Here is a 9,230-nt window from a genome sequence, read left to right on the forward strand (position 1 = left end):
TTATTGGAAATAACAGCGCTGATCTTTCCAGGGATTTCTTCACGTTGATAGGCGTCGATTAAGGCTTGAAGGTTGCTGCCGCTACCCGATATCAAAACAACGACAACAGGATCTCGTCCTTCCATTACTAAGCGCCTAGTCCATTTAGTTGGACTTGCTCTTCGTCGGAAGATGTGTCGGCAATTTCACCAATTACCCAAGCACTTTCGCCTTCAGCTTCTAAAAGCTTGATGGCTGATTCTTCTGAACCGGCTGGAACGGCGATGATCATGCCAACACCGCAGTTGAAGGTGCGATACATTTCAACAGGATTTACGTTACCTGCTGATTGAAGCCATTTGAATACTTCAGGCAATTCCCAGCTCTGGGTCTCGATGACTGCTTTAGTTCCTTCAGGTATTACGCGAGGAATATTCTCAAGTAAGCCACCGCCCGTGATATGTGAAAGGGCATGCACCTCACCTTCTTTGATCAATTTAAGAAGAGATTTAACGTAAATCTTTGTTGGCTCAAGCAAGGCCGATTTTAGGTCGGTATCGCCAATTTCCTGGTTTAGGTCAGCGTTTGATACTTCTATAATCTTGCGAATTAAAGAGTAGCCATTCGAGTGTGGACCTGAAGAAGCGAGGCCAATTAACTTGTCGCCAGCCTTAACTTTGGTGCCATCTATAATCTCAGACTTCTCAGCAATGCCAACGCAAAAACCAGCCAAGTCATAATCTTCGCCTTCGTACATGCCGGGCATTTCAGCAGTTTCACCGCCGACTAGTGAGCAACCAGATAGGTCGCAACCAGCGCCAATGCCTGTTACTACATCGGCAGCAACGTCAACATTCAGTTTACCTGTAGCGTAATAGTCAAGGAAGAATAATGGCTCTGCGCCACCAACAATAAGATCGTTAACGCACATGGCAACGAGATCAATACCTATCGTATCGTGCTTATTGAAGTCCATGGCTAATCTTAGTTTTGTGCCAACACCGTCGGTACCGGAAATCAAAACCGGTTCTTTATAGCCCTTCGGCAACTCAAACATTGCGCCAAAACCGCCTAGACCGGCCATTACTTCCGGTCTACGAGTTTTTTTGGCGACACCTTTAATTCTTTCTACTAGCTCATTTCCCGCATCGATATCGACGCCAGCGTCTTTGTAGCTAAGTGAAGGGTTTGTATTTGAGTCAGAATTATTAGTCATATGAGCTAAAACCTTGGCTTTTTAAAATTGGCGCGATTCTACCAGTTGTTTGGAGTCTCGCCAAATGCTAGCAGTAAAAAATAACATATTCGTAGTGATTTAAAAAAATATTAGAAAGTAGGTGTGCAAAGCACGGCTGATGGTTGTTTTATGAGTGTTTCGAGAATATTATGATAAACCTTTCAAATACTGAGCATAAGTGGCACTTACTTGGTCAATATTATTCGTTTTTTCGTACTTGTTTCGCTAGCCTTTTTGAGTTCACACTCAATCGCTGTCCAGCTAGGTAATTTATATAACGCTTCTGTCGCAGTACCTTCGCAAGACCCTTCCGATCGTATGCTAGGCTTTGAGCAGGCGCTGCATCAGGTGTTGATCCGTGTTACTGGTGATGAGGAATTGTTGCAGGATTCTTCTGTGAATTCTAAGTTTCGCTCACCTGAAAACTACGTGCTCTCATTTGCCTACAGAGAAAACCCCGCGTATAGCGTTTATCTTGAGGTGCTTGCTGAGCGCGAAAGGCTCGCTATGGAGTTTACAGATGAAGGTGCAGACGTTGAACAGGAGCCTGGTTCTATGCCTAGTTCCGCTCAGACCGGCCAAGAAGAGTTAACTGAGTCGTTAATAGCCGAGCCCGCCGTACCTGACCAATATATGCTGGATGTTGCATTCGCAGAATCGCCCATAGAAGCGGGTTTGCAATCACTGTCTCTTCCTATTTGGGGGCGGTCTCGTCCTTCAATTCTGGTTTGGGTGGTGATGTCTGATGAACAAGGGCAGCGAAGCGTTATCGGCGCTTCCGAACTGGATGAGGTGCTACCTGAATTGACTGGCATTGCTGAGACTCGAGGTTTGCCGCTTTTTATTCCTGTGGCCGATCTGACAGACCTTTCGCTTTTAGATGTTGACGGATTATGGGGCCTGTTTTCTGACTCCCATATTGATGCTAGTAAGCGCTATGGCACCGACGCTGTTGCAATTGTACGCTTGCAAAGTTCCATTACTCCTGAGGCTCAAGAACTTGATGAAGCAAAAGAGCCTGTTTCTCAGCGTCAATGGCGTGCAGACTGGCAGCTATTCCTAGGTGAGCAAACTTTCTTTGGTGAAAGCGCTCAGGCAAGCAGTGAATCGGTTTCAAAAGAGTTTGTTGCTCGCTTGGCAAGCGTTATATCTACTCAGTATGCTATATCTGGCGTAGCAAGTTCAGAAATCTATACCATTTCAGTGCTTGGTATCGATTCTTTCGAAGATTATGTGGATGTACAGCGTTACCTGCAAGATCTTGCGCCTGTTGCATCCGTAAATATGTTGCTAGCCGAGGAAGATCAGCTTACCTTTGAGTTGCGCTTGCGTGATACAAGAGAAATGCTTTCTCAGCACCTATCTCTTGGGCGAAAGCTAATAAAACGGGAAGCGGAGCTAGACGGTATATTGGAGTTAAATAAGGGTATGCTTGTCGATGCGCTCGATAAATTTGTTTGGCGCTCCGGGTCTTAGTCATTGCTATGGTTATTTTGGAGATAGAATGATCGCAGCTAATCAGATTCCTAATATTCTAACTGTTATTCGAATCCTGCTGGTGATTCCTTTTGCGATGAGCGTATATTCCGCGCAATATTTGCAGGCTTTGATTCTATTCTTTGTAGCAGGTCTTTCAGATGGAGTTGATGGTTTCTTGGCTCGCCAATTTAATTGGAAGTCGCGATTTGGTGCCATAGCTGACCCTTTGGCAGATAAACTACTGCTCGTTACGGCTTACGTAATGCTTGCTTGGACAGAGCAAATCCCAATGTGGCTTCTATATCTCGTTATTGGTCGCGATGTAATGATTCTAGCTGGTGCGCTGGGCTATCACTTCTTTATTAGTCATTATGATATTAAGCCCTCATGGCTGGGTAAGACCTGTACAATGCTACAGATTGTTTATGTCTTACTCGTGATTATGAGCTTGGCAGATCTGCCGATGCCGCAGTGGGCAGTTTCAGAAGGCCTATTTGTAGTGGGTGCCATTACTCTGATTAGCGGTATTCATTATTACTTGGTTTGGGGCGTAAAGGCATACAAGCAGCGCCGAGAAAATGAATTGAATGATAAGACTGGCTTATGAATGCTTTTGAATTATCCAGCCAACTATTATTGCCTGTTAGGGAAAAAAGTGACCTAAGCTTCGAAACGTTTTACAGCGAAAAAAACGATCGTGCCAAGTTTATGCTGTCGAGTGCGATAGATGAGTATCAGGAAACTGCAGTCTTACTGGTTGGGCCAGAAGAGTCTGGTAAAACCCATTTGCTTAATGCTGCAATTGGCTACGCTGAGTCAAAAGAGCTGGACAATGTTTGTTACTTTTCGCTTGCGGAATTAAACGAGTTTGAATTATCAGAGAGTGACGTTCAGGGTTTGTTTTCAAGCTTTGAGCAATATTCAATTTTGGCTCTCGATCACTTGGATTTGTGGCTGTGTCACCAGAGCTTAAGTCGAGAGTTTAAAGAACGCTGTCTTTTTAATTTATTTAACCATTATAAAGCTCAAGGTGATATGTTAATTTTCGCCTTGTCACAGCCGGTAGACGCCTTGAATATCTGCTTGGCTGATTTGTTGTCACGCCTAAAATCCGGTTTATTGATAAGCCTGAAAGCTTATAGTGATGCTGAAAAAGAACTAATCATGCAGCAGGTTGCGATACATAAGGGCTTTAGCTTGGAAGAGGGCGTTTCTACTTTTATTATTAAGCGTAGCGGGCGCAACTTAACAGAGTTGCTAGCGTTACTTGATCAACTAGACAAAGCGTCGCTCACTGAGCAGCGTAAATTGACAATTCCGTTCGTCAAGAAAGTTTTAAATTGGTAGCTCATCAGCTGCAGGGAGAAAAAAATGATTCGCGTAGTATTCAACCAGAAAGGCGGTGTAGGGAAGTCGAGTATTACTTGCAATCTTGCAGCTATTTTCGCTGCTAAGGGACGCAGAACCTTGGTTGTTGATTTGGACCCGCAAGGTAACTCTACTCACTATTTAATGGGAAAGCCTGCTGCTGAATTGAATGACTCGATTGCCGATTTTTTTGAGCAAACGCTTTCATTTAATTTGTTTAATAAAGATCCTGCCGACTTTGCGCATAAAACCCCCTTCGACAATCTCTATGTTTTGCCCTCTAGTCCTGAGATGGATTTTCTTGAAAGAAAGCTGGAGGCTAAGCATAAGATCTATAAACTCAAAAATGCCTTAAGAGCATTAGAGAGCCAGTTTGATGAAATTATCATCGATACAGCGCCTGCTTTAAATTTCTATACGCGTTCAGGCTTAATTGCTTGCGATAAGGTTTTGATTCCTTTCGACTGCGATGACTTCTCTCGTCAAGCTTTGTATACGATTATGGGCGAGTTGCAAGACATACAAGAAGATCACAATGACCGCTTGGAAATAGAGGGTATTGTAGTGAATCAATTTCAGCCGCGTGCGAGTCTGCCGTCGCGCTTGGTGAAGGAGCTCGAAGAAGAAGGGTTGCCAGTATTACCTGTAAAAATTAATGCTTCAATCAAGATGAAAGAGTCGCACCAAGAAAGTCAGCCGCTTATCTACTTTGCTCCAAAGCATGCTTTAACGACTCAGTTTGAAGAACTTCACGAGCATTTATCTTCGTAGCAAGAAAACCTGCTTTTAGCTTAGGCCGGTTTAGATTCGTGCACCAGAGGTAGTACGATCTGGTCGCCCCGGCCTAAGGTTTCGCCTTGATTCAAGCTATGTAATATTGCATATAATTCCTTGAACGGCACTGGTGGGGAGTAGAGATAACCTTGCCCATATCGACAGCCATTAATCTTTAAGAAAGCTTCCTGCTCCTTCGTTTCGATCCCTGTAGCAAATGTTTTTAAATCCATCTGACTCGCAATAGCTAGCAGTGTTTCAGTGATGGCCATATCGCTTTCATCCCTTGGTATGCCAGTCACGAAAGTTCGGTCGACCTTAATGATGTCGGCGGGAATTTGCTTTAACTGTCGTAGTGAGCTTAGACCGGTTCCAAAGCTGTCGATTGTCAGTGACACGCCCAACTCTTTAAGTTGAGTAAGTGTCACAAAGGATGTCTCGATATTGCTTGTGATCGTGCTTTCCGACATTTCCAGAATCAGGTTCTTTGGATCAAATTTAGTGCTCTCTACTGCTTTTTGGATAAGTTCAACTATTCGCGGATGGTTAAATTGGCGGTTAGAGAGGTTGAGCGCTATTTGTATCGGCGTGTCTGACCATTCCTGAATTGCTCGTCCTTGCAGGCAGGCGTTAGAAATTACCCATTGACCAATGTCGTGCAATAAGCCCGTTTGCTCAGCGACATCAATAAAGTACTCTGGCGTGACTAAACCTTTGTCAGGATGATGCCAGCGTAGCAAGGCTTCAAGCGCGAGAATTTCACCCGTTTCAATGTCGATGATAGGTTGGTAGTAAAGCTTGAATTGGCTGGCGCTGATAGCGTTTCTTAGCTCATGCTCAATAATTAGTTGGCGCTGCATTTCACTGTTCATTTCTGGACTATAGAACTGAATATTGTTTCGTCCGGCTTTTTTCGCTCGATACATGGCCATATCTGCATTTTTTAGAAGGTCGGGATATTGCGTGCCATCGTTAGGGCAGACGGTAATGCCGATGCTGGAAGTAACGATAAGCTCATTCCCGCCAATATTTACGGGCTTGGTAATGTTATCGAGAATATTTCTGGCAACTGTTTTAGCGCCTTCTCTTCCCGATACATTTGCTAGCAGAATAGCAAATTCGTCTCCGCCAAGGCGGGCAATCGTGTCTTCCTTTCGAACGCTTTGTTTGAGTCTGCTGGCTAAGGTGACAAGAAATTGATCGCCGATATCGTGTCCGAGCGTGTCATTGATTCGTTTGAAGTGATCGATATCTAGGCCGATTAGCGCAATCTCGGATTTGTGTCGAATTGCTGATTGAATCGCTTGGGCGCAGCGGTCTTCGAATAGGCGTCTGTTAGCCGTATCGGTAAGTGCATCGTAGTGAGCGAGGTAGTGAAGTTGATTTTGAGTTTTTCTGATGTCGGAAATGTTTTGGCCAATCAAAAGAAGCTGCGTCTGCTGGGATTCACCGTCATGATTGCTAAGGTGGTTCATGTTCCAGAGCATGGTGTGCGAAAGCGAGTCGCCACTGATAATCTCGCATTCCATATTTTCTTTACTAAGGCCGCTTTCGAGTACCTTGGTAAATTTCCATGCTGTCTCGTCCTGAATATTTTCTGGAACAAACATATCGATGAAATTATTGCCTAGCACTTGTTCTTTAGTATAAGAAAACTGAACTTCGGCTGCTGCATTCCATTGTTTAATTTTGAACTTCTTATCAAGTACGATGATCGGGATGCCGGCAGTTTCGAATAGTGCTCTGAAACGAGACGAGGTGTTTTGTAGACTCTTTTCTGCCTGCTTTCTGATGTAAACCTCATCGCGAAGTTCTTGGTTGGCGCTAAGTAAATCTTGTGTGCGTTGTTCAACAATATCTTCGAGCCTCGCTTCGATTTTTATTTGATCTGAACGGAGGGTGTTGAAGTAAAGGGTAGTTAGAATAACGATCAAGCTAGCAAGAGGTAGAGAATATTCTGGTATTGATAATTGCTGTGTCAGTGTCCCGGCGTTAAGGAGGTGCAGGGTGATAATCCCAGATACGAAAATAGCAATAGTGCAAGCGAGCTGGTTAAATCTGGTTGAAGCCCACATTAAGATTGGAATGATTAGAAGTATAAAGTGAGGCTTTTCCTTGGTGGTAAAATAAATGCTGAGGATCGAGATTGAAAGCCAAACAAACCACTCTAAAGGATGTGTGTTTTGCTTGATACGTTGTGCATGGTTTTGTGCCGCGAACACGATGCTTGGAATGGTGGTCAGACTAATAACATTGGAAATCCATAAGTAGGCTATTACCCTTAGGTCTAGTGTGCTGTCGCCGTCATTGGTGAGCAAGCTGACACCGAGCAATGTGCTGATTAAGGCGCTAATTATTACGCTGTGGGAAATATAAAGGATCAGGTTTTTACTGTTTGATAAAGGATTACCCTTGGTAATAGAGAGCTGGAATGACTTCCGGAGCACATAACTTTGCATGCAAAGGCTTAACGAAAACAGTACTGCAGTACTAAGTTCTATATCACCGTCAAACCATGCGTTAGATGCTTGTGATAAAGCGACTGGGGCTAGGAATATTGCGGGTAGACTGACTAGGCCGAAGCAATAAGTAAGAGAGAGTGATAAACCGTAGGCTATGCTGACGTAGGGCATGGCATTCTGAAGTGTCGATCCGTCATTGATAAATAATTGGTCAAAACCTAAAGCAATAAACAACAGGGTGAGACTTATGAAAAATGCGGGTATGCCGTGAATGCGAGCGCTAGAGATTTCTGGCTTAAAACTTAGATTATTTGCATTCATTGAAAGTAAAGCCAGCTTAGCTCGAAGGTGAAATTATATAATGGGCCGCATGGTAAATATGGTGGATTGTCTTCTTGTTTTATGACGAATTTAGCTGTCTGAAGACATCACCATAATGATGAATCTATTCTATCTGTAATAGCCAAATGATTGTCTAACTGAAGTGTTTCGGTATGTAAATTTATGTAAGCTGGCGTTTTTCTGTTTAGATATCAATCCGCATTGAAAGGTCGATAGATTTGCAGTCTTTTGTCAGTGCGCCGATTGAAATAAAGTCTACTCCCGTTTCAGCAATTGGGACCAGCGTTTCATTGGTTATGCCGCCAGAAGCTTCAAGCTTGGCTTGGCCTTTATTTAGTTTTACGGCCTCGTTTAAAGTGCTGATAGGGAAATTGTCGAGCATGACGATATCAGCCTGAGCTTGTAAGGCTAGTTGCAACTCTTGTATAGATTCAACTTCAACTTCGATGGGCTTTCCGGGAGCTAGTTGCTGAGCTTTGTTAACTGCCTGTCCAATGCCGCCGCAGGCCATAATGTGATTTTCCTTGATTAGGAAGGCGTCATAAAGGCCAATGCGATGGTTGTGGCAGTCTCCGCAGGTAACGGCATGCTTTTGTGCTAGGCGCAGTCCAGGTAGGGTCTTACGAGTATCCAGAAGCTTTACTTGAGTGTGTGCAACCAGGTTTGCGTAGTGTTTAGCTGTCGTTGCAGTGCCAGAAAGTGTTTGCAGAAAATTAAGTGCGGCACGTTCTCCGGTTAGAATGGATCGGGCAGAGCCACTAACAGTAAAGAGAGTTTCGTTTTGTGAAGCGTTGTCTCTGTCATTGACGAACCACTTAATTTCAAGGGTTGGATCAATTGCATGAAAGACGGCGTCAACCCACTTTGTACCGCAAATAATCGCACTTTCACGGGTAATTACTTTCGCGCAAGCCTGTTTGTCGGCATCAATTAGCTGAGCAGTTATATCACCGGAGCCGACATCTTCCGAAATTGCAGCGTTAACGTTATTTTCGATGGCTTTTGAAAGTAATTCGTTCATATTTTGGCTCAAGCTGTTCAGGCTGGGTCTGGTGAATACAAAGGATGCTTAAAATTAAAAAAAGTCGAAAGTATTGCTTACTTTTATTTAGCGGCGCCATTATATAGATTATTTCGGATAATGCTAAGTGGCTTAGCTTGTTCTCGTTCACTATATTGTTAGACGAGTAGTTGTTGTGCTGGGTTTAATAATTCACATTTTTTGTGAACTGGTTCAAGCGGAAACAAAATGTGACAGTAGTCATAATATTGACTCGCTATAATGCAAATAAATGTTAAATAATTGACTCTTAGCAAGTGGGCAGTTGGGGTAATTATGGCAGAGCCAAAGATAGTAGGGATTCACGGCGGCAAAACTATTTCAGGAGTATCCGCTAAACCGCTACCGAAGTTAGTCATTGTCGTTAGAGATAATTTTAGACTTAAAGTGCAGGATTTATTACGTCATTTGTTTGATGGTGCGGATGATGCGCTGTTTGAAATGGCCGACAAAGCGGGCACTAATGGTGACCAAGCGTTGTATTTCGATGCGATGAGAGAGCTTCGTTTACAGAAGCGCCATATCGCAA

General features: G+C 43.7%; 8 protein-coding genes. 5 read left to right on the forward strand and 3 right to left on the reverse strand.

All coding sequences use genetic code 11. The features are described from left to right. Window positions 1–127 precede the first annotated feature (127 nt). Window positions 128–1,195: a phosphoribosylformylglycinamidine cyclo-ligase gene (gene purM / locus A3757_RS23605; protein WP_068508039.1), complete on the reverse strand. Its 1,068-nt coding sequence runs from the start codon at window positions 1,193–1,195 to the stop codon at window positions 128–130. A gap of 255 nt (window positions 1,196–1,450) precedes the next feature. Here purM and A3757_RS23610 point away from each other — a divergent pair, with 255 nt between their 5' ends. From A3757_RS23610 to A3757_RS23625, 4 genes are read left to right on the forward strand one after another with little or no spacing between them, the layout of a single operon-like run. After that, a complete protein-coding gene (locus tag A3757_RS23610; protein ID WP_156508876.1) occupies window positions 1,451–2,692 on the forward strand; it encodes a DUF2066 domain-containing protein in 1,242 nt (413 codons plus the stop codon). A 28-nt stretch (window positions 2,693–2,720) separates the two neighbouring features. After that, entirely contained in the window at window positions 2,721–3,302 is a 582-nt protein-coding gene (locus A3757_RS23615; RefSeq protein ID WP_068509622.1) for a CDP-alcohol phosphatidyltransferase family protein, read from the forward strand. Then, the gene (locus A3757_RS23620) at window positions 3,299–4,042 is read left to right on the forward strand and encodes a DnaA ATPase domain-containing protein (protein WP_068509619.1); all 744 of its coding nucleotides are present in this window, start codon (window positions 3,299–3,301) and stop codon (window positions 4,040–4,042) included. The genes A3757_RS23615 and A3757_RS23620 overlap by 4 nt, the downstream gene beginning before the upstream one ends. A gap of 24 nt (window positions 4,043–4,066) precedes the next feature. Next, window positions 4,067–4,834 carry a ParA family protein gene (locus A3757_RS23625; protein ID WP_068509617.1) on the forward strand — a complete coding sequence of 256 codons (768 nt, stop codon included), beginning with the start codon at window positions 4,067–4,069 and terminating at the stop codon, window positions 4,832–4,834. Window positions 4,835–4,854: 20 nt separating this feature from the next. Here A3757_RS23625 and A3757_RS23630 read toward each other — a convergent pair whose 3' ends face one another. Together A3757_RS23630 and nadC are read right to left on the reverse strand one after the other, a co-directional pair. After that, entirely contained in the window at window positions 4,855–7,620 is a 2,766-nt protein-coding gene (locus tag A3757_RS23630) for an EAL domain-containing protein (protein WP_068740387.1), read from the reverse strand. Window positions 7,621–7,825: 205 nt separating this feature from the next. Then, on the reverse strand, window positions 7,826–8,662 hold the full coding sequence (nadC, locus tag A3757_RS23635; protein ID WP_068509607.1) for a carboxylating nicotinate-nucleotide diphosphorylase: 837 nt from the start codon (window positions 8,660–8,662) through the stop codon (window positions 7,826–7,828). A gap of 315 nt (window positions 8,663–8,977) precedes the next feature. Between nadC and A3757_RS23640 the strand changes: the two genes are divergently transcribed. Further along, window positions 8,978–9,230 (forward strand): DUF1631 family protein (locus A3757_RS23640; protein WP_156506528.1); only part of this gene is annotated, 253 nt, incomplete at its 3' end.

The organism is Oleiphilus sp. HI0117 (assembly GCF_001635235.1).